General features: G+C 43.0%; 20 protein-coding genes and 1 pseudogene. 14 read left to right on the top strand and 7 right to left on the bottom strand.

What is annotated here, in order from left to right:
* Positions 1-5: 5 nt before the first annotated feature.
* Positions 6-1220: pseudogene (locus RAM70_RS04820) on the bottom strand (ISL3 family transposase).
* A 113-nt stretch (positions 1221-1333) separates the two neighbouring features.
* Here RAM70_RS04820 and RAM70_RS04825 point away from each other — a divergent pair.
* From RAM70_RS04825 to RAM70_RS04845, 5 genes are all read left to right on the top strand, one after another.
* Positions 1334-1522, top strand: coding sequence for a BrnT family toxin (locus tag RAM70_RS04825; RefSeq protein WP_312672520.1), 189 nt, complete (start codon positions 1334-1336; stop codon positions 1520-1522).
* A 100-nt stretch (positions 1523-1622) separates the two neighbouring features.
* A complete protein-coding gene (locus RAM70_RS04830) occupies positions 1623-1802 on the top strand; it encodes a hypothetical protein (protein WP_312672522.1) in 180 nt (59 codons plus the stop codon).
* Between the two features lie 6 nt (positions 1803-1808).
* The gene (locus RAM70_RS04835; protein WP_312672524.1) at positions 1809-2024 is read left to right on the top strand and encodes a hypothetical protein; all 216 of its coding nucleotides are present in this window, start codon (positions 1809-1811) and stop codon (positions 2022-2024) included.
* A 26-nt stretch (positions 2025-2050) separates the two neighbouring features.
* Positions 2051-2857: a hypothetical protein gene (locus tag RAM70_RS04840; RefSeq protein WP_312672526.1), complete on the top strand. Its 807-nt coding sequence runs from the start codon at positions 2051-2053 to the stop codon at positions 2855-2857.
* Positions 2858-3290: 433 nt separating this feature from the next.
* Positions 3291-4727: an NADP-dependent isocitrate dehydrogenase gene (locus tag RAM70_RS04845; RefSeq protein WP_286827026.1), complete on the top strand. Its 1437-nt coding sequence runs from the start codon at positions 3291-3293 to the stop codon at positions 4725-4727.
* 69 nt (positions 4728-4796) lie between these two features.
* Here RAM70_RS04845 and RAM70_RS04850 read toward each other — a convergent pair whose 3' ends face one another.
* Positions 4797-7517 (bottom strand): valine--tRNA ligase, encoded by a 2721-nt coding sequence (locus RAM70_RS04850; protein ID WP_312672530.1) that lies wholly within the window; start codon positions 7515-7517, stop codon positions 4797-4799.
* A gap of 473 nt (positions 7518-7990) precedes the next feature.
* On the opposite strand from RAM70_RS04850, the gene RAM70_RS04855 reads away from it, so the two are divergent.
* Positions 7991-8587 (top strand): Uma2 family endonuclease, encoded by a 597-nt coding sequence (locus tag RAM70_RS04855; RefSeq protein WP_190380050.1) that lies wholly within the window; start codon positions 7991-7993, stop codon positions 8585-8587.
* Between the two features lie 230 nt (positions 8588-8817).
* Here the strand turns inward: RAM70_RS04855 and purN are convergent, their stop codons facing one another.
* Entirely contained in the window at positions 8818-9453 is a 636-nt protein-coding gene (purN, locus tag RAM70_RS04860) for a phosphoribosylglycinamide formyltransferase (protein WP_190380051.1), read from the bottom strand.
* A gap of 184 nt (positions 9454-9637) precedes the next feature.
* Positions 9638-11131 carry a polyphosphate:AMP phosphotransferase gene (pap, locus tag RAM70_RS04865; protein WP_312672533.1) on the bottom strand — a complete coding sequence of 498 codons (1494 nt, stop codon included), beginning with the start codon at positions 11129-11131 and terminating at the stop codon, positions 9638-9640.
* A gap of 68 nt (positions 11132-11199) precedes the next feature.
* On the opposite strand from pap, the gene galE reads away from it, so the two are divergent.
* Both galE and RAM70_RS04875 read left to right on the top strand, forming a co-directional pair.
* On the top strand, positions 11200-12198 hold the full coding sequence (gene galE, locus RAM70_RS04870) for a UDP-glucose 4-epimerase GalE (protein WP_045361615.1): 999 nt from the start codon (positions 11200-11202) through the stop codon (positions 12196-12198).
* A gap of 129 nt (positions 12199-12327) precedes the next feature.
* A complete protein-coding gene (locus tag RAM70_RS04875; protein WP_045361618.1) occupies positions 12328-12753 on the top strand; it encodes a hypothetical protein in 426 nt (141 codons plus the stop codon).
* A gap of 179 nt (positions 12754-12932) precedes the next feature.
* Here the strand turns inward: RAM70_RS04875 and RAM70_RS04880 are convergent, their stop codons facing one another.
* Complete coding sequence (locus RAM70_RS04880; protein WP_045361620.1) at positions 12933-13904, bottom strand: FkbM family methyltransferase; 972 nt, start codon at positions 13902-13904, stop codon at positions 12933-12935.
* Between the two features lie 162 nt (positions 13905-14066).
* Here RAM70_RS04880 and RAM70_RS04885 point away from each other — a divergent pair, with 162 nt between their 5' ends.
* The 6 genes from RAM70_RS04885 (at position 14067) to RAM70_RS04910 (ending at position 19564) form a co-directional block, all read left to right on the top strand.
* Positions 14067-15527, top strand: a complete 1461-nt coding sequence (locus tag RAM70_RS04885; RefSeq protein WP_312672537.1) for an MBOAT family O-acyltransferase — start codon at positions 14067-14069, stop codon at positions 15525-15527.
* On the top strand, positions 15527-16486 hold the full coding sequence (locus RAM70_RS04890) for a hypothetical protein (RefSeq protein WP_287998722.1): 960 nt from the start codon (positions 15527-15529) through the stop codon (positions 16484-16486). Before RAM70_RS04885 ends, RAM70_RS04890 begins: the two co-directional genes overlap by 1 nt.
* Positions 16483-17745, top strand: a complete 1263-nt coding sequence (locus RAM70_RS04895) for an NAD(P)/FAD-dependent oxidoreductase (RefSeq protein ID WP_312672539.1) — start codon at positions 16483-16485, stop codon at positions 17743-17745. The genes RAM70_RS04890 and RAM70_RS04895 overlap by 4 nt, the downstream gene beginning before the upstream one ends.
* A gap of 76 nt (positions 17746-17821) precedes the next feature.
* Entirely contained in the window at positions 17822-18067 is a 246-nt protein-coding gene (locus RAM70_RS04900) for a hypothetical protein (RefSeq protein WP_002739747.1), read from the top strand.
* Entirely contained in the window at positions 18067-18408 is a 342-nt protein-coding gene (locus RAM70_RS04905) for a type II toxin-antitoxin system PemK/MazF family toxin (protein WP_159291501.1), read from the top strand. The genes RAM70_RS04900 and RAM70_RS04905 overlap by 1 nt, the downstream gene beginning before the upstream one ends.
* A gap of 319 nt (positions 18409-18727) precedes the next feature.
* Complete coding sequence (locus tag RAM70_RS04910; RefSeq protein WP_312672541.1) at positions 18728-19564, top strand: class I SAM-dependent methyltransferase; 837 nt, start codon at positions 18728-18730, stop codon at positions 19562-19564.
* 71 nt (positions 19565-19635) lie between these two features.
* On the opposite strand, the gene purH is transcribed toward RAM70_RS04910, so the two are convergent.
* Together purH and RAM70_RS04920 are read right to left on the bottom strand one after the other, a co-directional pair.
* Positions 19636-21171 carry a bifunctional phosphoribosylaminoimidazolecarboxamide formyltransferase/IMP cyclohydrolase gene (gene purH / locus RAM70_RS04915; protein ID WP_312672543.1) on the bottom strand — a complete coding sequence of 512 codons (1536 nt, stop codon included), beginning with the start codon at positions 21169-21171 and terminating at the stop codon, positions 19636-19638.
* A gap of 485 nt (positions 21172-21656) precedes the next feature.
* Complete coding sequence (locus RAM70_RS04920) at positions 21657-24983, bottom strand: S8 family serine peptidase (RefSeq protein WP_312672545.1); 3327 nt, start codon at positions 24981-24983, stop codon at positions 21657-21659.
* Positions 24984-25604: the final 621 nt, after the last annotated feature.

A 25604-nucleotide genomic window follows, 5' to 3' on the forward strand; every position in this document is an offset into this window, starting at 1 on the left:
CTAAATCAACATACAAGATGCCAAGACAACATACTTCTAACCCAAAAATTCCGAAAGTTTCTCAAGCCATAGCCTCGCCGTTTTATTAGTTTAAGTTTATTGTTGATTCCCTCGACCATCCCATTCGTTGTCCTTCGCTCGAAATAACTAATGATTTCTCCAAACCAGTTTCGGATTGTTTGACAACTCTTGGTAAAAACAATGGAGGATTTTGCCAACCATTCCGAGATAGATAGCAGTCCTTCTGTCGGATTCTCTGAGGTTTCATAAATCTTTCTGAATTCTTCCTTTAATTCCGGCATCTTTTTCAAATTTGGCCAATTTTCTTTGATAGCTTCTCGTTTAATTTTTTGGGGTTCCGTTCAATCTTCTTCATTTTTTAATAGGCTATATTTACTTCGCTTTAAAACTTCTAGCTTCGCTTCTTTTTCCGCTTTCTGTTTTTTATTTTTCTGCGCTTCTACGGCTCTTTTTTCTGCTCTTCTCTGTTCGTCTAACTCTTGATTAATTTGTTTCATTACATGGAATCTATCGGCGACTAATTCAACCGATGACATCAATTCTTTCACCAAATTTTTATAGGGCAACCAAAGGTCTATGCTCACTTCTTCAATTGGCTCTAACACCTCTTTTCCCCAGCCTGTAAGCGTTTTTCTCAACTCCTCTTGTGTTCGCTTCTCTAGAATAGCTATTAGTTTTCCCGTATCTAAATTTACTAAAACCGCACAGTAATTTTTTTGTCCTTTGACTAGAGCGATTTCATCAATTCCTAGTCTTTTTAATTCCGATAGGTCTGGCTCGGTAATTTCTTCAGCAATGTCCTCTAGCATTCTTTGAATCTCTTCTTCCGTTACGTCATTTCTTCGACTAACATTTAAAATATCTCCTGATTTTAATTGTTCGAGTATATTTTCGGCTAGTCTTTTCGTATAGGTTCGTTTACTGGCGACAAAATCTAACTCTTCGCTCAAGGGTTTTCGACAATTATCGCACTTAAATTGACGACGATTAACTTGTAGGTACACTGGTTGTCCTGAGATTGGTAAATCTTTGACTAAATATCGATGATTTTGGTGTAGTTTATCGCTCTCTAACCCACAACGAGGACAGATTGCTTTTTTCTTTTTCGATTCGACTGGTCAAACTATACCGACATTTTCTAGGTGTCGATAGCCTTGAATAGAGGTTCCTTCTAGGTTCAAAAATTTGTCAAGTATCATAAGTAAAATACTCTGGTTTTTGGCTATTATATCAAATCTTAACTCGATTGTCTATCTTTTGGTATTAACCTGTTTGTGTCTAAAATCTCTCCCTGTATAAATTTCAGCTATTTTTGAGCGTAGGCACTATCATCGAATTTTATTTTAAGTTAATTATTTGCATAACAATTACCGAAGAGCCTTCTTTAGAACAGCATCTTTTGTTAGTTATCTATGTAGAAAAAGAAAAAAGAAACTGGATAATTTCTGCTCGTCAAGCTACTAGAAATGAAAGGAAACTCTATGAACAAACCAGAAGATGAATATAGCTTAAAACTGCATCCCCGTCTTTAAGAGACAATCTCTCTGGATATTCCAAAAGATACCTTAGCCGCCATCAAAAAAGTAGCTGCTAATCGAGATATGTCTTATGAAGCACTGCTGAAGCTGTATATTGGACAAGGACTAAGACAGGATTTAACCAAATTGTTTTCTAACCGTATATTAGAGACAACAGCACAGGTTTTAGCCAAGCATATTGACTCAGAAGCAGAAATATCGAATATCATAGAAGAAATCCTTGCTCAAACAACTGATCACTAAAGGAACATGAAAGAACAAATCAAAGAACGCATCGAACAACTCAAAGCCGAATATGAGTCCGGTCAAAAAATGTTAGCTGATCTAGAAACACAAGAGTCTAATCTAAGAACTACTATGCTGCGCATCAGTGGTGCGATTCAAGTATTAGAAGAATTGCTTGCTAAAGCTGAGGAAGAAGAAAATCTTGACAACGCTAAAAAAGTAGAAGTTCTCTCTCAATGAAATAGTTAATATTCCCCAAAACTGCCATGATTCAAAATCTAGTTTTGAGAATAATCAGCTTGCTAGTTGAAACCTTAGCAAGCGTTCTTTCTCCCGCAGAGCAACACATTAAGGCTGGACCGGTTGACTCAAGCGATAGCAGTAATCTCCCGATGATTGTTATAACTCCGGGTTGCTTTACCATCAGCCAACAGCCCGGAGAAAACACCTCTAATCAACCGCGTCCAGAAGAGTTTCGGGAAAAACTGGCTGTCAGCCAAGAAAAACCTTTAGGACCATATATCTTAGCCAAAACACCGCTACAAGGAACGTTTCAGTGTCAAGTTTTCTTTGCTGAAGGTACATTAACAGAAAAGCAAATTTGGCTTCAGGAAAAACAAGACTTTACCATCAATTATAAAACGAAAGAGTGTAACTTTACCTATGATATATCAAAAGCAAAAAGTATCCTGTTTATCTACTCGTTTGTCGGGATTTTTAGCCTAAGAAACTTTGAACAAGAACTTTTCATAGAGGTACAAGCTGCAAGTACCAATGAACTGGAAAAATTAACGGCTCTCATTGCTGGCTCTATCCTAACCCACCACGACCAATTAATCGAAGCCTATAATCAAGATCCCACCTATAAAACAGAATATAATGCAGCTTCCCTGAGAATTTTAGCCCAACTGCATCAAATTCAGTTTTTAGCAGGAAATCCAGCCGATACATCCTCAATTAAAATGAAGCTGAAGTTTTTAGTAACCGGTCAACTGAAAGCAGCACGATCAATTAGTGAAGCATTTGGTATCATCGAAAAAATTGAGATTATCGAACCAACGGTTAGTCGATAATTTCCCGATCAATTTTGGGTAAACCCTCATCAAATTCCAGCGAAGTCTCTTGCCTCATCTCAACAGGCAATTTAAATACGCGGGCAGCTTAAAAGAGTCTTATACCATTTTTCATAAGTAATGGCAGAGATGGTTAATCGCCCTCACCCCTAACCCCCACCCCCCCTGCCCCCCCCGACATCGGGGGGGGATTAAGGAGGGAGCCCCCCGCCTATCGGCACCCCCCTTATTAAGGGGGGCAGGGGGGATCGAAGCTAAAATCCATTTTTAATTTAATTATAACCAGCTACTTAGCTATAGCAGTTATCTTAATGATGAGGTACGAAGTTGCTGCCAGCAAGGGAATCTTTAAGAAATTACCCAAAATCCCTGAGTACAGATATTGACGGCGCTAGACTCCCAACGTATAGATAAATACTGTTTCTGGAAGCCCATGACTGTGAGCTACGAAAAAATCACCCCACCGACAACAGGCTCGACAATTACTTTTTCTGACGGAAAACCTCTAGTTCCCGACGATCCCATCATTCCCTTCATTCGTGGTGACGGTACGGGAGTCGATATCTGGCCCGCAACCGAAAAAGTCATTGATGCAGCGATCGCCACAGCCTACGGTGGTCAAAGGAAAATCCATTGGTTTAAAGTCTATGCTGGCGATGAAGCTTGCGAAATCTACGGGACCTATCAATATCTACCCCAAGATACATTGACAGCGATTAAAGAATATGGTATTGCCATCAAGGGTCCCTTGACCACTCCGATCGGTGGCGGCATTCGTTCCCTGAATGTGGCTTTGCGGCAAATTTTTGACCTCTATGCCTGTGTTCGTCCCTGTCGTTACTATGCGGGAACCCCTTCCCCCCATAAAACCCCAGAAAAACTCGATGTCATCGTCTATCGGGAAAATACCGAGGATATCTATCTCGGTATCGAATGGAAACAAGGCACGGAAATCGCCGATAAACTGATTAATTATCTCAACACCGAACTAATTCCCGCCACTCCCGAACATGGTAAAAAACAAATTCCCCTCGATGCGGGTATCGGGATCAAACCGATTAGTAAGACGGGTTCCCAAAGATTAGTCCGCCGGGCGATCGAACGAGCGCTGACTTTACCGAAACCGAAAAATCAAGTTACGCTTGTCCACAAGGGTAACATTATGAAATATACGGAAGGGGCGTTCCGGGATTGGGGTTATGAATTAGCTAAAAGTGAATTCCGGGATGTGTGCGTTACCGAGATGGAATCATGGATCCTGAGCAATAAGGAGAAAAACCCCGATCTGAGCATCGAAGATAACGCCCGCATGGTGGAACCGGGTTATGATGCCCTCACGGACGAGAAAAAAGCTAAAATCTGTCAAGAAGTTACCAGTGTTCTCGATGCTATCTGGGAAACCCACGGCAATGGCCAGTGGCAAGATAAAATTATGGTTAACGATCGCATCGCCGATAGTATCTTCCAACAGATCCAAACCCGTCCCGATGAATACTCGATCCTCGCTACCATGAACCTGAATGGCGATTATCTCTCCGATGCGGCAGCGGCGATCGTCGGTGGTTTAGGGATGGGACCCGGGGCGAATATTGGCGATACTTGCGCTATTTTTGAGGCAACCCACGGCACAGCCCCTAAACACGCCGGTTTAGACCGAATTAACCCCGGTTCGGTGATTCTTTCCGGGGTGATGATGTTGGAATACATGGGATGGCAAGAAGCAGCCGATTTGATTAAAAAAGGCATCGCAGCAGCGATCGCTAATCGACAAGTTACCTACGATTTAGCGCGTCTGATGGAACCCCCCGTTAATCCTCCCCTGAAATGTTCCGAATTTGCCGACGCGATTATCTCCCATTTTGGCGATTAATTTTCTGGTTAGGGTAGCCTGAAAACTGCCCTATTTTTCGGAAAATCCCCACAATTACCCCTGCCTCCGTTAATGCAGACGTTTTAAGCGTTCTTGGAGAATTTGGGCTTGTTTTTCGGACTCTGCTAAAGCTTGCTTCGTTTTTTGGATTAAAGCTTCTGGAGCTTTTTCGACAAAGCTAGGTTTATTCAAGCGATCGCTCAAACTCTTGATTTCCCCTTCTACTTTAGCTAAATTTTTCTCTAATTTCCCAGCCAATACCGATATATCAACCAATCCGGACAGGGGGATGAGGATTTCTACCGTAGCGACAACACCAGCGATCGCTTGATTGACTTCCTCGGTCAATTTTGCCGTCAAAATTAAGTTTTCGATCTTGGCCAAGTCTTTTAAGTACACTTGTCCGCGTTGCAGAATAGCTAATTCTTGACTGTTTTCTGTCTGTAAAATTGCCGTGATCGTTGCCCCCGGTTTAATCCCCGCTTCGGCCCGCAAATTACGCAACACCCGAATACTTTCTATTAATAACTCAAAAGTATTTTCTAAGTCTAAATCGATCAGAGAACTATCAGCTATTGGATAGGTTTCTAAAGCTAAAACCTGCTGATTTTCTTGGGTTAAATGATGCCAAATTTCTTCGGTAATATGGGGCATAAAGGGATGTAATAATTTTAATGTCCCTGCCAAGATAAAAGCCAAAGTTTGCCGGGCCGTGGCACAGGAAACCGATTCTTTATCCTTCCATAAACGAGTTTTTACTAACTCGATATACCAATCACAGAAATCGCGCCAGATAAATTCGTATAGACCTTTAGCCGCTTCTCCCATGCCATAATTTTCTAGATAATCTCTAGTTTTTTGCACTGTTTGATGATAACGAGATAAAATCCAGCGATCAGCTAATTCTAAATTTTCTAAAACTGGTTCTCCCAATTCTTCTGGGGTTTTTCCCTCCAGATTCATCATGACAAAACGGGAAGCATTCCAAATTTTATTGGCAAAATTTCGGGCAGCTTCTACGGATTCCGATTCATCGGTTTTACGGTTGTATTGCAGACTGATATCCTGTCCTGCTCCTGCCACTTCTCGGATTAAGGTATATCGTAAAGCATCGGTTCCATATTTATCAATTAAAATTAGGGGATCGATGCCGTTATTAGCAGATTTAGACATCTTTTTGCCGTTTTCATCCCTAACTAAACCGTGAATATACACATCTTTAAAGGGCATTTGTTGGGTAAAATAGCCCGCCATCATCGTCATTCTGGCCACCCAGAAAAAGATAATGTCAAAACCAGTGACGAGGGTTGTGGTGGGATAATAGGTGTCTAGATCAAGGGTTTTTTCTGGCCATCCCATAGTCGAAAATGGCCACAATCCCGAGGAAAACCAAGTATCTAAAACATCGGGGTCTTGTTGAATAATTATATCCTCTCCATACTCTTGTTTAGCCTTGGCTAAAGCGGAGGTTTCATCTGGGGCAACGACGAAGGGAGTATGGTTAGTAATTTCGTTGTTAGTTTCACTGATAATATACCAAGCGGGAATTTGATGACCCCACCACAGTTGTCGAGAAATACACCAATCTTTTAGTTTAACTAACCAATCGCGATAAACTTTTGTCCATCTTTCCGGCACAAAACGGGGCGAGTTTTCCTGATCTAAACAGGCTAAAGCTTTTGTGGCTAAAGGTTCAATTTTAACGAACCATTGGGTAGATAAAAGGGGTTCCACGGGAACTTTACCTCGATCGCTATAGGGGACGCTATGGCGATAGGCTTCAATCTTAACTAAAAAGCCGTCTTCATCGAGTTTTTTAACGACATTTTTGCGGGCAACAAAACGATCTTGACCTGCGAATATTCCGGCATTTTCGTTTAAACTGCCGTCTAAATTCATGATATTAATAAAGGCTAAATTATGGCGTTTACCCATCTCAAAATCCTTGGGATCGTGGGCCGGCGTAACTTTGACGCAACCGGTACCGAATTGGGGATCCACCAATTCATCGGCAATAATGGGGATTTCTCGCCCCATTATCGGTAAAGTGACGGTTTTGCCGATTAAATGGCGATAACGGGGGTCTTGCGGGTTGACAGCTACACCAGTATCACCGAGCATGGTTTCGGGCCTTGTGGTGGCTACTTGAAGATAACCGCTACCATCGCTGAGAGGATAGCGAAAATACCAGAGATTTCCCTCAATATCCTTGTTTTCTACCTCTAAATCGGAAACGGCCGATCGGGATTCCGGACACCAGTTAACTAAGTATTGACCGCGATAGATTAATCCGTCTTCATAAAGTTTGATAAAAGCAGTACGGACAGCATGGGAAAGTCCCTCATCCATGGTGAAACGTTCCCGCGTCCAATCGACGGATACCCCCAAGCGCCGCAGTTGATTAACAATGGTACTACCGGACTCCTCTTTCCATTGCCAAGCGCGTTCGAGGAATTTTTCCCTTCCTAGTTGATAACGGTCGGTTTTTTCGGCTTTTAATTGGCGATCGAGTATGGCTTGTACTGCAATACTAGCGTGATCTGTACCTGGCAGCCAGAGGGTATTTTTGCCGGTCATGCGTTTGTAGCGAACAAGTGTATCAATCAAGGCACTCTCGAAAGCGTGACCCATGTGGAGACTACCGGTAACATTGGGAGGGGGGATGACTATACAGTAGGTTTCGCCGCCTTTTTCGGGGTTTGCTGTAAATATTTCTTGATTTTCCCAATATTGCTGCCATTTGGTTTCTGTGATCTTGGGATCGTATTGCTTCGATAGTTCCGAGGTCATGATGGGGGGATTCTACAATTCTTAGTTCTTTGTCAATTGTCCCACATTTGGGAGAGATCAAATTCTGGTTTAGTTGCCAGCTAAAAATTTTCAAGAGTCCTAAGCTAAGACGTATTTAAACCGCTTATTCTTAGATTAGCCGAATCTTCTCCAATCGCTTTACTGTTGCCTCTTGCCTCTTGCCTTTTGCCTCGTCTCAACAAGCAATTTAAATTACGAACAGCTTATTAAAATAGCTGTTATCTTTTCCTCGGCTAAACCTAGCTAATTTATGGTAACTTTTTTCTATCTCACCAGTATAATAATTGCTATAATCAATTGAGGGAGCCAATCAATAAGTAGGTAGGTATTAAAAACTTTCAGACACCCCCCCCTATTAAGGGTAGGGTTGATTCATGAATCAACCCTACTTAATAAGGGGGGATCGAACCTAAAATAAATTTTTAATTTAATTATAACCAGCTACTTAAATTATGACCATAGCAACAGATAAAAGTACCTATAGCTTTGCCGAATATTTACAACTAGAGGAAACGGCAGCCTATAAAAATGAGTATCAAGACGGGGAAATCGTACCGATGACAGGAGGCACTACCGATCATAATAAAATTGCTCTCAATTTTGCCGCTTATTTAAAATTTGCCCTCAAAGGACAGAAATATAATATTTTTATCGGTGATGTGAAATTATGGATAGCACAATATCGTCAAGCAACCTATCCCGATGTGATGCTAATTGAGGGAGAACCGATTTATTATGAAACTGGTAAGACAACTGTTACCAATCCCAAATTAATAGTAGAAGTCCTATCAAAATCAACTCAAAATTATGACCAGGGTGATAAATTTCTCTATTATCGTTCGCTGCCTGGATTTCAAGAATATATTCTGATCAGTCAAAGTCGTCCATATATCATGCAGTATAACAAAACTGAAGAAAATAAATGGTTATTAACGGAATACGAGGGCGAAAATGCCAGTTTATCTTTAACTTCTGTCAATTTTGCTCTCAGTTTTCAGGAAATTTACGAAGGAGTTACTTTTAATATAATTAATAAACCTCTTGCATAATTAATTTTTCTGGGTTCAAAAACGGCAAAAATAAGGATTAAATAGCATAAAGTCTGTAAATAGACCATTTAACTGATTATTATTCATTCTTAATTCTCCTGACTCGGAGACTACTGGCTACTGACTCCTAACCCCACCAACAAACTTTTTCAGCAAACCCTATTTAACGATTTGCCTTGAATTTTCGTTTTTTTGCCAGTATTATCGCCAAGGAATCGGGAAATCTATCTCTACAGACCCAATTTCGCCGCTAAAGCGATCGCTACTGGGAAAATGCGATGTTCTTGCACTTGAATGCGTTCGTGGAGACTGGCGGCGGTATCATCGGGGAGAATGGGAACCACTGCTTGCATTAAAATTGGGCCGCTATCTACCTCCGCGCGAGCGATATGCACAGTACATCCGGTCACTTTTACCCCCGCCGCTAAAGCTTGTTCCACGGCACGCACACCCTTAAAACTGGGTAGTAAACTAGGATGGATATTGATCACGCGATCGGGAAAAGCATCCAGTAACACCGGGGTGACAATTCGCATCCAGCCGGCCATAATTACCCATTTTACCCCGTATTCTTGGAAAGTTTTGACCAGGGCTCGATCGAGTTCTTCTCTGGGTTTAAATTGACGATGATCGAGGAAGACCGCAGGGATATTGTAGTCATCGGCTCTTTCTTTTACCTTGGCATCGGGATTATTGTAGATGAGAACAGAAATTTGGGCATTTAGCTGTTTTTTGGCGATCGCTTCTGCCAAAACAGCAAAATTGGAACCACTACCAGAAGCCATCACTCCTAAAGAGAGGGTTTCCTCTAGGGCAATATCGGCCAAACTGAGATCGGGAGAAATTAAACTTGGGGAAAAACTCATAAATTCAGTTATCAGTTATCAGATTTAAGTTATCAGATTTAAGTTATCAGATTTAAGTTATCAGATTTAAGTTTTAAGTTAATTAGTTAGTTATTTTCATCTTGATCCCCATTTACTGATCACCGATCACTGTTTACTGTTTACTGTTTACTGATCACTGATTACTGATCACTGATTACTGATCCTATCCCCGTTGTTTCAAACCGGTTTCAATAGCGGCAATTACTGTTTCTATGACTTTAACGCGGGCGAAATACTTATCATTTGCCGCTACAATCGTCCAAGGGGCGACGGGGGTGCTAGTACGGGCTACCATCTGATTAACTGCCACATGGTAGAGGGGCTGTTTTTCCCGATTGCGCCAATCTTCATCGGTGAGTTTATGTTGACGATAGGGGTTATTTTGCCGTTCGTTGAAGCGATTTAACTGTTCTTCGGGGCTAATATGTAACCAGAATTTGACTAAAACACAGCCTGAATGGGTTAATTGGGCCTCAAATTCGTTAATTTCTTGATATGCCCGCCGCCAATCCATATCTTTAGCGAATCCTTCTACTCTCTCCACCAAAATCCGTCCATACCAACTGCGATCGAATATACCGATAGTTTTGGCTGCGGGTAATTTGCGCCAGAAGCGCCAGAGATAATGATAGCGGTGTTCTTCCTCCGTCGGGGCAGCAAAGGCAATCACTTGATAACTGCGAGGATCGAGGGTATCGGTTAAGCGTTTGATCGCACCTCCCTTGCCGGCGGCATCCCACCCTTCAAAGAGGACTAAAACGGGGATATTTGCCTGAAAAATCTTTAATTGCAGTTTTCTTAATTCTACCTGTGCCTCACGCAAGCGGATTTTATAGTCTTCTTTTTCCAATTTGGCACTTAAGTCCACTCTCCCTAGATAATCGGGTTCCGTGGGCAGTAATTGCGCTTGGGGTGGTAGATTGACAGGGGGTTCGATCGGTAATTGGCGCTGATCCAAAGCTTGAGCGATCGTACCGACTAATTGGGAGAGAACTTTTACCCGCGCCCAACGTTGACAGTTGCCCTCCACCAATGTCCAAGGGGCGGCCCCCGTGCTAGTGTAGGTAATCATTTCCTCGGCTAAACTGGCATACTCATCATAACGTTTGGCCTGTTGCCAATCTTCCGGACGCACGCGCCAAGATTCTAGCTCATTTTCGGCGTATTCTTTGATGCGTGACTTTAATTCCTTTTGACTGAGGTGAATCCAGAATTTAGCGATCGCCACCCGATCATCAGATAATTGTCGCTCAAAGGTGTTGATATCGCGCATGACTAGGGGAATCTGGGAGGAGGGCAATTTATTTAAGAGTCGATCCTCTAGCAGATGGGTGTACCAACTGTGATAAAAAATGCCTATACTGCCCTTTGCTGGCAGTTTTTGCCAAAATCGCCACAAAAACGGGTAACTTTCCTCTTGGGGGGAAGGGGTTAAAATTGGATGGACGGTAAAACCGCGAGGATCCATATAGTTAACCATTTTTTTGACTAAAGTTCCCTTGCCTGCCGCCGCCCAACCTTCCAAAACCACCACCACAGGTAATTTACATTCCCAACAGGACTTCTGTAGCGATCGCAGTTGTTCCATTAAATCTTTAATTTGTGATTGATAAGTTTCCTTGTCAAGGGAAAGAGATAGATCGAGGGGACTTAACATGATGGTCAAATAAAAGCAAAATTAGGGTATAAAGTTATAGACAAGTCAATCTCAAATAGGTCTTTAGCGTGTCTCAAGTTAAACCTACCATTCTCGTCACTGGCGGTGCGGGTTATATTGGTTCCCATGCAGTTCTAGCGCTCAAAAATGCCGGTTATTCCGTCATCGTACTCGATAACTTATCCTATGGTCACGCCGAAATCATTAAGGATATATTAAAAGTTGAGTTAATTGTCGGTGATACTAGGGATCGATCGCTGCTGGATAATTTATTTGCTAGTCGTGATCTTGCCGCCGTCATGCACTTTGCCGCTTTTATTGCCGTGGGGGAATCGGTGCAAGAACCGGCTATTTACTATCAAAATAATGTTAGTGGTAGTCTGACTCTTTTGCAAGCGATGATCGCCGCCGATGTGAAGAAATTTGTTTTTTCTTCTACCTGTGCTATTTATGGAATGCCCAAGGAAATTCCGATGACGGAAAATCACCCCCATCATCCCCTCAGTCCCTACGCTGCCAGTAAGGAAATGGTGGAACAAATTCTCAGAGATTTTGATCCGGCCTACGGTTTAAAATCGGTGGCTTTCCGTTATTTTAATGCATCAGGAGCCGATCCCAGTGGTTTATTAGGGGAAGATCACCAACCGGAAACCCATTTAATTCCCCTGGCTTTATTAACTGCCCTGAAAAAACGGGATTCCCTGTCAATTTTCGGCACGGATTATGATACTCCCGATGGTACTGCTGTTCGCGATTATATCCATGTTAATGATTTAGCCCAAGCTCACGTTTTAGGCTTAGAATATCTCTTAAATGGGGGCGAAAGTAATGTGTTTAATTTGGGCAATGGTAACGGTTTTTCTGTGCGTGAAGTGATTGAAACAGCGCAAGCGGTAACTGGTTTAGATATTCCCGTCATCGAAAGTCCCAGAAGGGCAGGTGATGCCCCCATTTTAATCGGCAGTAGTGATAAAGCTAAACAGGTTCTCGGTTGGCATCCCCAATATGCCGATCTCAAGGTAATAGTTGAACACGCTTGGAATTGGCATCAAAAAAGACACGCTTAACAGCGATCGAGTGCTAAACTTTAATCTTATAAGATTGAACAGTTCTATCAGTCGATAACAGTAAAAAACTGCTAGAGGCTGATAGTTTACCGCTATAAGCTTCTCTAGAATCCTCTCGAATACAATGGTATGAATAACAAAATAATCTTAATATTTATAGGCTTGACTTTTTTGGCAAGTTGTGCTGATAGTAAACAGTTTCAATGTCAAAAAATCTATCGCATTGCCAACGAAGTGGCCCAAGAAACCAAATCCTTAACCAAGGGTCAAGGGACAGAAATTGACCAAAAAAGTTGGCTATTAGCCGCCGATAAAATCGAACAGGCCGCAGAAAATATGAAAAAATTAGCAGTGAAGGATCCTGAACTAGAGAAATATAAGACCGCTTTCGCTCAAGTTTATGAAGATTATGCCACTGCCACTCGTGAAATAATTCAAGTTATCGAAACTCGCAATAAAAACGGGGCAAAATTAGCACAGGAAAAGGTAAGAAAAGCTGGCCAATTAGAAAAAGAAACTGGCGAAGCTTTTAATACCTATTGTCAAGCACAGTAAGGCACTATTAGCACAGCTATTGTGGTGGGTTACTGAATCTTGACTTTTTACCCCAAAAATATAAGGTCTAATTGCCTATATTGTGGTGGGTTACTGAATCTTGACTTTTTACCCCAAAAATATAAGGTCTAATTGCCTATATTGTGGTGCGTTACGCTATCGCTAACGCACCCTACGGATTAGGGTTTAATTGCGTACAAAGTGCCGACATTTTTACTGCGAGGCATCCGGGAGAAGATGATAAAACCGAAGTCTTGCAGATGTTTGACTAAAGCATCGGGACCCTTTTTATGCCATTCCATCATGAGAATTTTAATCTGTCCTAATTGACCAGTTGCCGCTAAAGAATCGAGGATTTCGTATTCGGAACCTTCACAATCAATCTTGGCAACAATATCGCTATCGGGATAGTCAGAGGTAATACCTTTAAACACATCGGTGAAAGGTTTAAGAATTAAATCGGCTCTAGCGGTTTGTTTCGAGGCAAAAGGTTTTAATTGGTTGTCAATACCAGAAATACCAACACTGCCTTTAACATTGTAATCGTATTCTACTTGAATAATTTCATCACGAGCGCCGACTCCATAATCAAAAGCTTTAATCTTCTCCGCTAGATTAGGATTGAGGGCAAAATTTCTTAAAGCTTGGTCGTAGGTAGCCTTAAAAGGTTCGTAACTATAGACAGCTTTCACATTAGCTCGATTGGCAAAAAAGAGACTAGCAAAACCCGTATTCATACCAATATCGATCGCTACACAGGGCTTGTCATAGAGGAAATTATATACACCTAAAAGGAAAATTTCATGGGCGATATCCAAATCCTGTCCCGTCTCGATAATTAACTTAACTCCATCGATCTCGATAATTAATTCCTGTTGCTCATCGATATAAAATTTACAATCGGCTAGAGCTTTTAAGGCGTTAGCTTTGTTAAAAACTTTACTAGCCAAGAGGAAATCTTGCTTATTTTTGCTTAAACTGATCCCTAAGGGTTTGTAAAAAAGTTGACCAGATTTAGCATCATATTCCACATAATTAGGACTAATATTATGCTCTGCCAACTGACTAGACCAGTATTGATCGGCAATATGGGGATAAGTCTTAAATTGCCGATAGCGTTTATGTGCATCTAACAGTTTTTGGTAAAGCATTGCTTGTCTAGCCTCGATTTTTTAGGATGGATGAAGGTAATTTTATGGACAAGTCTGACAAAGTTTGATAGGCTTGTCAAGAAAATCCCCCGTCTCTGAGCATCAGAAGTCAGGAAACCCATCTCAAACAAGGTAACACAGACCATCAGGAGTTAACACGCCTTGAATTACTCTGATTTTATATTTTGGTGGATATTAATCCTTTTTAGCGTTCCTTTCCTAACGGCGCGCTACCTGGCGAAGTCCTTCAATCTCTGGCGAGGTGTTTTTGATGGAGTCGGATTGGCGGCGCTGTCCCTGATCCTGTTTTATTACGCCAGTCGCACCAGTTTCCTCGTTTTCATCGTCTCCCTAGCCTTTAACTACATTATGGTCTGGCTAGTGCTGAAAATGAGCGGCTGGAAAGCGAATCTCCTAGCCACTATCGTTATCGTCATCGATATTCTCGTCCTGGCCTACTTCAAGTATTTCGGCTTTTTTGTGCAGGAAATCATCGGATTGGTCGTTTCTCTCCCCCCTAACTGGAAGGAACTTTCCCCAATTCCCGTGCCTAGCCAAATACCGCCGGGGGTATCCTTCTACACCTTCCAGATGGTGGCTTTCGTGGTGGACTCCCTACGCGAAAAGAAAAAGAAACCCCTAGCCGTCCTCGATTATGTCAATTTTATCTCCTTTTTCCCCCAAATTGTCGCAGGTCCGATCGAGCGTCGCCGGGATTTATTGCCACAAATGGAGGGATTTCGCCTCAAATTTACAGGAGAAAACTTCGAGAAGGGTTTGCGTTGGCTTTCCCTCGGTTTATTTATGAAATTTGTCCTCGCCGATAACATTGCGCCCTACATCGAATTAGATAAGATGATCGACAATGCTTGGTATATCTGGTTTGAGGCCTTTTTATTCACCCTGAGAATCTATTTTGACTTCGGCGGTTATAGCTTTATTGCTGTTGGTTTAGCCTATTTTGTCGGGGTTAAATTAGAATTAAACTTTTTAGCCCCCTATACATCCCAAAGTATTAACGAATTTTGGCGACGTTGGCATATTACCCTTAGCACTTGGTTTCGGGATTATGTGTTTTTACCCCTGATGGGTTCCAATAAAAATTGGGCGCCTTTTTATCTATTCATTACCTTTACTCTTTCAGGTTTTTGGCACGGTGCGGCTTGGAATTTCGTCTTTTGGGGCGCTTACCACGGGGCATTATTATTATTACTGCGTTATCTGGGCCGACCTTTCTATGCTTTCGTCGGAAAATACGTTTCTCAGCCGCAAATTGTCTCCTGGGCTTTAACGCAATTGGCTGTCATTTTTGGTTGTCTCTTTTTCATGGAGGTTAACACCAGAAGATTAATCGGCAAAATGCTGGTTATTGCCAATCCTTTCAATTATTCCTTAGCTAATATCGGTGAGATTTTTAGTTCCTATAGTCTTAATCAAGGAGCAGTTTTAAGCGTTGCTTTAGTTCTTGGTATCATTGTTTTAATCCTCGAACATCTGGCTATTGCTCAGAAAAAGTTTGAATATGAACTATTACTATCGCCTTGGATGTCTAAAATATTGCTAGGTTTAACTATTCTCCTAGCTTCCACTAATACCGGTGACTTTATTTACTTTGAATTCTGATGAATACTAAATCCTTTAACCCTTTCCCCTGGTTAGCCTCTCTGGGAGTCGCTTGGTCCCTCGGCTTTGTTTATAATGTCATCTACGGTGGCGAATTAAGCTGGTTGCGGATGATGTACGAGGAAAAATCAGCGATCGCATCTAGTACCGAAGGACCGCGGCGTTTAATCGTCACGGCGGGATCGGGGGCGCATTATAGCATAAATTCGGAATTAATGGCCAAAGAATTGGGAATGCCCGTGGTTAACTTCGGTTTACAGGGGGATATCGGCTTAAATGTCATTGCCGCTATGATTCTCGAAAAAGCGCGCCAAGGAGACGTAATTCTGCTGATTCCTGAATATCTCATGCTCATGGATGAGGACGGTTTTAATCGCGGCGAAGGACTTTGGGGATCGGCTCCTTTTAGCGTCGCTATTGGCAAACCAGGGTTAGGTGGGATACCTTTAAAAACCATGATCGAGGATACTTGGTTATTAGGTATTCCGGGGATGCGTCCAGTCACTAAATCGATGGTTGATTTATTCACCAAAGGCAGAATGACGGGTTATCTTTCCGATCCGATTACTAATACAGGTGATCCGACTATAGTTAAGGAAAGAACAGGGAAATGGTGGCAAATGACCTTTGATACTGCTGCTTCTCCTCACTCAATTAAATTGATTGAAAAACTCAAGAAAGATTTAGAAGCAAAAGGGGCGACTTTAGTGGTTTCTTTGCCCTGGGTTTATGCCAAAAATGAGGCTAAAACCGTTGCTAATATTCGCAAATCTGCCGAAGAACTAAGTCGGGTTGTGCCAACAATTTACGACCCAAAAGACTTGAATATTAAGACCGATTCTACTATCTTTGCTGATACCCATTATCATCTTTTGCCTCCAGTGAGAATTATTCGTTCAGAACAATTAGTTTCGGAACTGAAACCCCTCTTAAACACAACTGAGAATAAAAATCCATGAATAAACCAATAACTAAGATTTGCATTCTCGGCGGTGGTTTTGGTGGTTTATACACGGCGCTCGATCTGAGTCGATTAACAGCAGTAAAATCAGGTCAATGGCAAATAACTTTAGTTGAACCGAAAGACCATTTTCTCTTTACTCCCCTTCTCTATGAACTAATTACAGGAGAATTGCAACGCTGGGAAATTGCCCCCTCCTACCGTCAATTATTAACAGGAACTCAGGTTAATTTAAAAACTCAAAAAGCCAGTAATATTGACTTAAACAATCATCGAGTATATTTAGAAAATGAGGAAGTTATAGATTATGATTACCTCGTTTTAGCGGTGGGAGTGCGGAATCGTTGGCCGGCTATACCGGGGTTAGCTGATTATGGGCTAACTTTTCGGAGTTTAGAGGATGTAGAAAGATTACAAACGGCAATTCATGAATTAGAAACTCAAGGAAAATCCTCAATTAATTTAGCAATTATTGGCGGTGGTCCCAATGGGGTAGAATTAGCCTGTAAGGTAGCTGATCGTTTAGGAAAAAAGGGCAAAGTTCATCTAGTGGAAAGGAACGAGGAAATACTGCAAAACTTCCCTAAATCGGTGCGTGTTGCTTCCTATCGTTCCCTTTTAGCCAAGAATGTTAGTCTCTATTTAAACACGGGATTAAAGGAAGTTACCGCTAATTCCATAACCGTATTTAAAGATAATACAAATGAAGTTATCCCCATTGATTTATTATTGTGGACAGCAGGAACCCAAGCACAGGATTGGATCAATCATTTAGATTGTCAGAAAACAGCACAAGGCAAATTATTAACCCGTTCCAGTTTACAATTAATCGACTATCCCGAAGTTTTTGCCGTTGGGGATATAGCCGAAATTTATCCCAGTAAACAGGTAATTCCTGCCACAGCACAGGCAGCCTATCAAGCAGCCAGTGTAGTAGCCAAAAATATCTCGGCAGTGATCAGAAAAAAATCACCCCAACCCTATTATTATCTCCATTTAGGTGATATGTTAACCCTGGGTAAACAATCAGCCCTTGTTTCCAGTTTTGGCATTAATATTACTGGTAGATTGGCTGATATAATGCGTCGTTTTGTCTATATTCTGCGTTTACCCAGCAAACGCCATCAATTGAAAGTGTTTCAACATTGGGCGAAAAAAATTCTTCTCCGACCCCGTTATTCACAGGTGTTATCTAATACTAAATCCGTTGAGTATAGGCTACATATTAGGAGAGGAAAAAGGCAAAAGGGAGAATAAATAATCAGTTCCAACCAGGTTGTTAGCCCTTACACAATTGGCTACAATAGTCCTACACAAGCTACGAGAGAAAAGTATGCCTGAATTAAAAATTAGCATTAGTGAGGCTGCTCACAAAACGCTGTTAGCACTCGTTGACTCCTCTGGGGATACGCTCCCAACAGTATTAGACAAAGCCATCGAAAATTATCGCAGATATGTTTTTCTAGTTCAAGCGAATGAAGCCTTCGCCGCCTTAAGGAAGAATGAGACTTTATGGCAAGAGGAAATTTCTGAAAGGCAGACATGGGAGCAAACTCTCGCTGATGGAGTAGAAGGGTAGTGGCAGAAATTACCAGAGGAGAAATATGGCTAGCAAATCTTAATCCAGTAAGGGGGCATGAACAGGCTGGTAAGCGTCCATGTTTAGTGATTTCAGCAGACCTGTTTAATCAGGGTGCATCTGGCTTAGTTGTTGTTTTGCCAGTAACTTCTAAAGACAAAGGAATCCCTTTCCACATAAAAGTGGAACCCCCAGAGGGAGGAGTGAAAATGCCAAGTTTTATCAAGTGCGAGGACGTAAGATCAATCTCAGTAGAACGACTTGAGAAGCGATGGGGAACTGTATCCTCAGAAACCCTGGCATTGGTTGAAGACAGACTGAGAATCTTAATGGGACTGTAATGAAGATAGTTTCACCAATTTGCGCTCCAAGCCCAGGTTTTAGTTTGCATTCTTCCACTGTTCCAATGCCACCTTCGTGTGACTGTACCATTCTGAATTTGATTACGATTAGGCTTGCCCTCGTAACGCGCCGATAGACCAACCAGTGCTTTCGGCATCGCAACTAAACTCACAGCTTCAATCAATGGGCATGGTGCGTTCCCAAAAATCGATCGGTGGAGCAGTAGGATCCAGATTAGGGAACGCACCCTACAAGATCGGCGATCGCACTAATCAACCCATTGAATCCAAAAATACTCGTTAATTGTAGTTAAAATCCATGAAAACCTTTCTCAAAAGTATGGCAGCACCTTGGCAAACAATCCAAGTAACAGAGTTACAAATTGATAATTATCTGCTAGAAAACTTGCATAAAAACCCCAAATATGATAGCCCTAAAAAACTAAACCGCTACGAATTTAAGGTTTTTTCTCAAGCGGGAGAAGATGGCATTATTAGCGAGATTTTTAATCGCATTGGAACCACAAATAAATTCTTTGTGGAATTTGGAGTTGGCAACGGTTTAGAAAATAATAGTGCCTATTTGTTAGTGAAAGGATGGCAAGGTTATTGGATTGAAGGCAGTGAGCGATTTTGTAAAAGTATTCGCCAATCTTTTGAAGATTTAATTGCTAACCAACAATTAACTTTAAAAAATACTTTCATCACTGCCGCAAATATTGAAGACTTGTTTCGAGAGGGCAATGTACCGACAGAATTAGATTTATTATCCATTGATATTGATGGTAATGATTATTGGGTCTGGCAAGCAATTACTAATTATCGTCCCCGGGTGGTAATTGTCGAATATAATGCTATTTATCCCCCCGAATCCAGTTGGGTGATGCAGTATAATCCTAGTCACCAATGGAAATATAATAGTCATGTGGGATCAAGTTTGAAAGCTCTAGAAAAACTTGGTCATCAAAAGGGTTATAAACTGGTGGGTTGTAGTTTTTCGGGAGTGAATGCTTTCTTTGTGCGAGAAGATTTACTTGCAGATCATTTCTTTTCCCCTTTTAGTGCTGAAAATCATTACGAACCCGCGCGCTATTTTCTTTGTTCCCAAAAAGCTGGACATCCTCGCGCTTTTGGCAAATTTAAGACTATTGAATAGGGGAAATTAACCAATAATTAATAACTGGTTGGGGTGCGTTAATTTAAGCAATAACACACCCTAACTTTGTATTAATGCAAGAAATGACGAATGCCTGTTAAGACCATAATTAAACCTAACTCATTAGCAGCATTAATCGAATCCTGATCTTTTAAAGAACCTCCGGGTTGAACAATTGCCTCGATACCAAACTGGGCCGCCGTGCGAACAGAATCATCAAAGGGGAAAAAACCATCACTAGCTAAATAGCCACCTTTGGCCGCTTCCCCTGCTTGTTCAAGGGCAATTTTCGCCGAACCAACACGATTCATTTGCCCCGCACCAACGCCTAAAGTAGTTTGATTTTTTGTCACCACAATAGCGTTAGATTTAACGTGCTTAGATACTTTCCAAGCAAACAGCAATTCCGCTAATTGTCCGGCAGTGGGTTGTTTTTCTGTCACCACGCGCCACTCATCCGGAGTTTCCACCACGTCATCGGCCGCTTGTACTAGAAAACCGCCAGCGATAACTTTTACTGTTTGTTTTTCTCCCGTGGTTAACTCCGGCAGCAATAAAATCCGCACTTTTGACTTTTTAGCAAGGATATCCCGGGCTTCGGGGCTACAATCGGGGGCAACCACGCATTCTAGGAAGGTTTTCGTTAATTCTTTAGCGGTTGCTTCATCTATGGCTTGATTTAGGGCAACAATACCCCCAAAAGCCGAGATAGCATCGGCATTAAAAGCTTTAGTATAAGCTTCCACTAAGCTACCACCGATCGCCACTCCACAGGGATTAGTGTGTTTCAAGATAGCGGCGGCCGGTTCTTCCCTGCCGAATTCGGCGATTAAACGGCGGGCTGCTTCCAAATCGACTAAATTGTTATAACTTAGTTCTTTTCCCTGTAATAAGGTCGCTTTTCCCCAACCTTGAGCCATTGTACCGCTGCCGTACCAAGTGGCACTTTGGTGGGGATTTTCGCCGTAACGCAGGGTTTGCAGGGCATTTCCCGCCAAATTAAAGCGAGTCGTTTCCCCGTTTAAGCTGGCGAAATAGGATGCGATCGCACCATCGTAGGCATTGGTTAAAGCGAAGGTTTCCCCCGCCATTTTTTGACGGAATTCCAGGGAGATTTCGCCGTTATTTTGCCGTAATTGGCTTAAATACTGCTCGTAATACTTCGGGTTACTGATGACAGTCAAATGGGCGAAATTTTTAGCCGAGGCGCGTAACATCGCCGGACCGCCGATATCGATTTGTTCGATCGCCTGAGCGGTGGTAACTTCAGGATTAGCGATCGTCTGTTCAAAGGGATAGAGATTAACCACCACTAAATCAAAAGGACGAATTTGATTAGCCTCCATTTCCGCTAAATCTGACTGCCAATCCCGTCTAGCCAAAATACCGCCATGGATGCGAGGATGGAGAGTTTTCACCCTTCCGCCCAAGATTTCAGGAGAACCTGTGTATTCTCCCACTTTAACCACGGGAATTCCCTCCGATTGGAGCGTTTTCGCGGTTCCTCCACTGCTAATAATTTCAAAATCAAACTCTTCTGTTAGCTGACGGGCAAAGTCAACTATTCCGGTTTTGTCAGTCACGCTGATCAGCGCTAAACGTCCCATAGTAGTGATCTATAAGCAACAATTTCAGTATATCTCAGTCCTAACCCGTTAAAAATTAAAAAAAGTAGGTGACTAAATAATCAGCTGCTTCTATATTTTCCTCTCTCAAATATTAACTTATGCCAAGAAAAAAATTGCAACTCTTATTACCTAGATATTTTCTACTTAGTTTTAGATTCTGATACCAAATCTATTTTTAATAGTATGATTAACCCCCAATCCAACTTTAAAAACCCAGTTATACTAAATCTGGTTATTAAAGACCGATTATTTATTCTCCCTTTTGCCTCTTGCCTCTTGCCTCTTGCCTATGCTTATAAGTAGCCTATACTCAACGGATTTAGTATTATGAATTGTTTCCCCCCACTCCCTACTTCTCACCATCCTATACCTTTTAAACAGGATTTAGTCTGAGGATGCCGACAAAAAACCCCCGCCGTTAGCGGGGGACATGGCATAGTTTTCCTGTGATGCCTAGCTAAGACTTACACCCCGTAAACGAAGTTAGCATTAGTCATGGTTGCTGCGGCAGTCCCAACATTGGCAATTAGGTAACTACCGACGAGGTTGGAATCGTTATACCAGATGTCGCCGTTGCTAGTGTTGACGTAGATGCCGGAGAGGTTTCCCGATGCTCCCCCGGTGAACCCCGGCCCCTTGAAGAACCCGGCAGCGCTAAGGACACTTCCGTCCACGTTACCACTATCAAAGAGCAGACCGTTGATCCCCGGATTAATGGATCCGGCTAAAGTGCTGTCAAGACTGTTCGCCAGAATGATCGTGTCATCGGCTACGGAGAAGTCGGTGACACGATCACGGTTCGCTACGTTGTCGAACCTGAAGAAATCGTTTCCAGCACCACCAGTAAGAGTATCCACACCCAAGCCACCATCGAGGGTGTCGTTGCCAACACCGCCATTGATGGTGTCTTTACCCCCCACTCCAGCTAGGGCATCGGCAAAGCTTGTCCCGACCAAGTTGTTATTGGCTGAGTTACCATCATTGTCAAGAATGGTGGCTGTAGCTGTGTTAGGTCCACTGATAGTGTAGCCGGCGGGGGCGGTAATTGTGGTGATGATGGTTTCGCTGGGATCACTCAAGAGGTCATCTATGGTGGGCAGAGTGATGGTAGCTGTGGATGAACCGGCCCCAAAGGTGACGCTGTTAGGAGTAGTTCCTGTGTAGTCAACACCTGGAGTCGCTGTCCCCGCCAGGGTGTAGTTGACGGTTAAGGCACTGGAGAGGTCACCTGTACGAGTCAGGGTAAAGACACTGCTTACTGGACCGGCTTCGTTACCATCGGTGGTCTTGGCGATCGAGATTGATTTTGTCGCTGCTCCCGTGCCAATATCTAGAGACCAACCACCGGCAATAGTTCCCGCATCTCCCCCCTCGTCATCCATGACATAGAGGCTCCAGGTTCCATTGGGGTTGGTGTTGTTAAAGACCGAGAAATCTGTTCCGTAGGGGCCACCCGGAGCGGGCGAGTTAAAGACATCACCAGTTACAAAGTCTGTGGCCTTATAACTGCCACTGGTAATTGGCCCCGAATCGGGCAAGAAGGAGGCGGCCGTCGGATCAAAGGTGAGAGTGACGTTATTGACATCACCTGAGCCACCCACATCGGACATTAATAAGGCTTTGGCCCCCGTCGGACCGACCAGTAATACATCAATATCGTCAGGAAAAGTATGGCTCAGGTTTGTCAGCGTTACCTTTAGACTATTGATATTGTCACTTAAGCCTGAAACATTGATCGTCGAAGGATAGGGGGTACTGGAACCACTACTGGGTATAGTGATTGGGTTAGGATTACTAAAAATCGGTAGGGTTTCTTCGGAAACAATCGTTCCTGTGGCTGTTCCGGGTGAACCGCCAATATAACCAGTTCCACTATTAACCGCGAGAGCCACTGTTTCGCTGGTGATTTCGGCAATAGTGTCAGCAATGGGATCAACCTCGACCGTTGCCGTTGTCGCACCGGCGGCAAAAGTGACGGTTCCCAGTTTTGTCGTCGGGTCAAAGGTGACAGCACTACCTGTTAATACGTTGTAATCGGCTGGGTCGCTTCCCACCGGGGCGGCGTTGGCTATGCCACTCGCCCCGAAGTTAACGGTCAGGGGAGAACTCAGGTTTAAGTTGGTGCGAGTAAAGGTATAAACCAAGTTAGTCGCACCGTCTTCCTGCACACTGCTGGGACTGACACTGACGGTTACGGACGGTAATTCAGTCGCAGTAAGCGCATTATTGATATTGAGCCGCTTACCAGAAACGGTTTTCCCTGCTAAGGCGGCAATAGAATCCCCCGTGTTCATTAAGGTGTTTTTCACCTGTTGGGCTGTCCAGGTAGGATTTTGTGACCACAACAAAGCCGCCGCCCCTGCCACATGGGGACTGGCCATGGATGTCCCTGAATAGGTGGCATAGGTATTGTTGGGAGTGGTGCTGTAAATCTCTGAACCAGGTGCGCCTAAATCTACGCTGGTTAAGCCATAGTTGGAAAACGAAGAGAGAGCATCGGTGCGGGTGGTGGAAGCAACGGAAATAATATTAGCTAGGTTGTAGCTGGCAGGATAGGAGGGGCTTGTGTCAGTGTTTTTTGCATCATTACCAGCCGCCGCAATAAATAAAGCCCCCGCCTGACCCGCTGCGTTAATCGCATCGTAGAGCGCTTGACTATAACCGCCTCCTCCCCAGGAGTTATTGGTGAGCTTAACTCCTTTGGCCGTCGCATAGTTAATTGCCTTAATGGCATTGGAGGTAGAGCCTGACCCCGTATCATCAAGGAACTTCAGTGGCATGATTTTGGCATTCCAAGCCACCCCCGTCACGCCTACCCCATTATTTCCTTTGCCAGCAATGGTTCCCGAAACATGGGTTCCGTGACCATCAACATCACTGGGGTTATTGTCGTTATAGGCAAAGTCCCAACCGCGAATGTCATCAATGTAGCCATTGCCATCGTTGTCAATGCCGTCGTTGGCAATCTCCCCTGGGTTTGTCCAGATATTGCCAACTAGGTCTTGGTGATTGTAGTCAACCCCCGTATCAATAACCCCAATCACTAAATTAGGATCGCCGGTTTGAATATCCCAGGCTTCCGGGGCATCAATATCCGCGTCGGCAGTACCGCCACTTTGTCCGGTGTTATGCAGTCCCCAAAGTTGATTAAAACTGGGGTCATTGGGGAATGTCGCCTGGGCACTAATTGTGCCTTTTGTCACAATATAGTCGGGTTCAACGTATTCAAAAATCGGATTGGAGCGATATTGTGCCAGAATCTTCTCCACAGAGAGCGACCCGGATAACTTCCAAATCTCTGCCCCCGTTAGTTTAATCTTCTGGGTTTTAACAGCACCAAAGAGGGACTGAAACTGAGCAACTTGGGCGGCGGCGATCCCTTGCTTGAACTTGAGAATCACTTGATTGGGAGCATAAGGGGCAAGGGTGCTAGTTGCTGCCGGTTTTAGCTCTGAGGTGACGGGGGCAGCGGTGGGTACAGAGGCAGGACCGGACCCTGGACTGGAGGTGACGGGGGCAGCGGTGGGTACAGAGGCAGGACGCGACCCTGGACTGGTGGAATAACCAGAAGAGTTAATACTAAGAGGATCGGGAAACACCACTTGGCCCGTAGCAGCAGGGGAGACTGGAACCGTGGCAGCCTCAGAGGATACTGTAGATGGGGAGGGGTTAGAGTTCAGGACTCCTAAGGGAGGAGTTTCCCTCGATACACTTAAATCGTCGGAACCTGTTAAATCAAAGGTGATTGGGAAGGCTCCATCAAAACTCAAAGAATCTGCTGGAGATGGCATATATGTACTAGATAACGGAACTTACTTGTGTTGTCTTCATCACCAGGCACACCCCATTTTCCGAAAATTAATCGGTCAATTACTTGGGTGTGTTGAATTATTTCTGTTTGTGGTTAGGGAAAAAGACAAGCCCAACTTCCCTGTCCTGGTGCTAAATCTTTCATCTACCCATAATTATACCGACATTCCGCACATCTTCATATACTTTTATATAGTTTTACATTCCCCAAGATGTTTTGACGAAAAACCTTCATTGTAGAAACTACTATTGAGCACATTTTCAATAATTGATTTTTTCTGAGAAAAAAATTTACAATTCTTCACCTTGACAAAAATCCATCATTGTAGCTATAATCCTTACCAGCAAAAAGTTGTCAGCAATATATTAGTAAAAGTTATCAATTGAATGTTAAGAAGTGCGGGAAGTGGGTAATTAACAAGTTAAAAAAATAAGAAAAATTTTCTTGTATTCATCCAAAGCCTGATTATCGCCGCAATAAGGACAGCCTTATTGAGAATGAGGAAACGTAGAAGTATTGAGCTGCCGGCGCATTTAAATTGCTTGTTGAGATGAGGCACTCTTGCAAGGGGCAAGACCCCCAACCCCCCCCAACCCTAGGG

Origin of the sequence: Microcystis wesenbergii NRERC-220 (assembly GCF_032027425.1) — a bacterium.
Taxonomy (GTDB): domain Bacteria; phylum Cyanobacteriota; class Cyanobacteriia; order Cyanobacteriales; family Microcystaceae; genus Microcystis; species Microcystis wesenbergii_A.